This is a genomic window from Acidovorax cavernicola (assembly GCF_003581445.1).
This window is the reverse complement of sequence record NZ_QXMN01000185.1, coordinates 1-1,707: the sequence shown is the minus strand read 5'-3', so window position 1 is coordinate 1,707 and position 1,707 is coordinate 1. Positions and strand designations below refer to the sequence as shown.

The window sequence follows — 1,707 nt, the reverse complement described above, 5'->3', positions numbered from 1 at the left end:
GATCTTTGAGGGGCATGGCGCAGCTCCTGCCGTGCCATGCCCGCGCCGCCAAGGGGCATCTGCAAGCCGTCGCGTGGGGGCATGGCCGGGTTTCTACAATAGACACCAGTTTATCGGGACTCTCATGACATCTAGCGCACAACCCACTTTGGCTTCGCAGACTGCCGTACCCACGGTGCAGGCAGGATCGTTTCTGACGCTGCACTACCGCCTGGCCGGCCCGGCTGGCGACGTGATCAACACCTTTGGCGAAAAACCCGCGACGCTGTCGCTGGGCGCGGGCGAGCTGTCGCCGGCCGTGGAGCAGCGCCTGATCGGCCTCGAGGAAGGTGTGCGCACGACGTTCGAGCTGCCCGCGGGCGAAGCGTTCGGCGAGCGCAACGCGGACATGCAGCAGTGGGTGGCGCGCAAGCTGATGAACGAGCTCGGCGACCCCTATGAGAAGTACACGCCCGGCGACGTGGTGCAGTTCCCCACGCCCGACGGCCTGGGCAGCTATGCGGGCGCCGTGGTGCGCGTGCGCGAGGACGGCGCGGTGCTGTTCGATTTCAACCACCCGCTGGCCGGCCAGCCCGTCACCTTCGAGGTGCAGATCATCGGGGTGCTCTGAGCCATGGACAAGCCCCAGGAAATCGTGCTCGCCGAGCCGCGCGGCTTCTGCGCCGGCGTCGACCGGGCGATCGAGATCGTCGAGCGGGCGATCGCCAAGTTCGGCGCGCCGATCTACGTGCGCCATGAAATCGTGCACAACACTTTCGTGGTCAACGATCTCAAGACCCGGGGCGCGATCTTCATCGAGGAGCTCGACGATGTGCCGCCGGGCGCGACGCTGGTGTTTTCCGCGCACGGCGTGAGCCAGGCCGTGCAGCAGGAAGCCAAGCGCCGGGGCTTCCAGATTTTCGATGCGACCTGCCCGCTGGTCAGCAAGGTGCATGTCGAAGTCGCCAAGCTCGCCAAGGAAGGCTACGAGTTCATCATGATCGGCCACAAGGGCCATCCGGAAGTCGAAGGCACCATGGGCCAGCTCGACCACGGCATCCACCTGGTCGAGGAAGTCGAGGACGTCGCCAAGGTCCAGCCCGCGCAGACGGAGCTGCTGGCCGTGGTCACGCAGACCACGCTCAGCGTCGACGATGCCGCCGCCATCATGGCCGCGGTGCGCGAACGCTTTCCCCAGGTGCGCGTGCCCAAGCAGCAGGACATCTGCTACGCCACGCAGAACCGCCAGGACGCGGTCAAGGTGCTGAGCCCGCAGGTCGACGTGGTGATCGTCGTTGGCAGCCCCACGAGCTCCAACAGCAACCGGCTGCGCGAACTCGCGGCGCGCCTGGGCACACGCGCCTACATGGTCGACAACGCCCAGGAGCTGCAGCCGGCCTGGTTCGACGGCGTGGCGCGCGTAGGCCTCACGGCCGGCGCTTCGGCGCCCGAAGTGCTGGTGCGCGAAGTCATAGACCGCATCAAGGCGCTGGGTGCGACTTCGGTGCGCAGCATGAACGGCATCGAGGAAACCGTGAAGTTTCCGCTGCCCAAGGGCCTCAAGATCGACGCCGCCACGGGCCTCGAAATCGAAGTGCGCAAGGCGCCCGAACTGGGCCCCGGCCACTGAAGCTGCATGCGGGCGCGAACGCGCCCGGCCTCAACTCCACAGATCCAATGGCGGGTCGGCCGCGACCGCGCGCAGGATGTCGGTGCGCGAGACAAAGC

General features: G+C 67.0%; 2 protein-coding genes. Both read left to right on the top strand.

Annotated features, from left to right (window positions below; all coding sequences use genetic code 11):
* The first annotated feature begins 124 nt into the window (after window positions 1-124).
* Complete coding sequence (locus D3H34_RS32320; protein ID WP_119558831.1) at window positions 125-610, top strand: FKBP-type peptidyl-prolyl cis-trans isomerase; 486 nt, start codon at window positions 125-127, stop codon at window positions 608-610.
* 3 nt (window positions 611-613) lie between these two features.
* Window positions 614-1,609 carry a 4-hydroxy-3-methylbut-2-enyl diphosphate reductase gene (gene ispH, locus D3H34_RS32315; RefSeq protein WP_119558830.1) on the top strand — a complete coding sequence of 332 codons (996 nt, stop codon included), beginning with the start codon at window positions 614-616 and terminating at the stop codon, window positions 1,607-1,609.
* Window positions 1,610-1,707: the final 98 nt, after the last annotated feature.

Coding starts and splice junctions, on each gene's coding strand:
- D3H34_RS32320 (WP_119558831.1), top strand. CDS start 125: ATGACATCTAGCGCACAACCCACTTTGGCTTCGCAGACTGCCGTACCC.
- ispH (WP_119558830.1), top strand. CDS start 614: ATGGACAAGCCCCAGGAAATCGTGCTCGCCGAGCCGCGCGGCTTCTGC.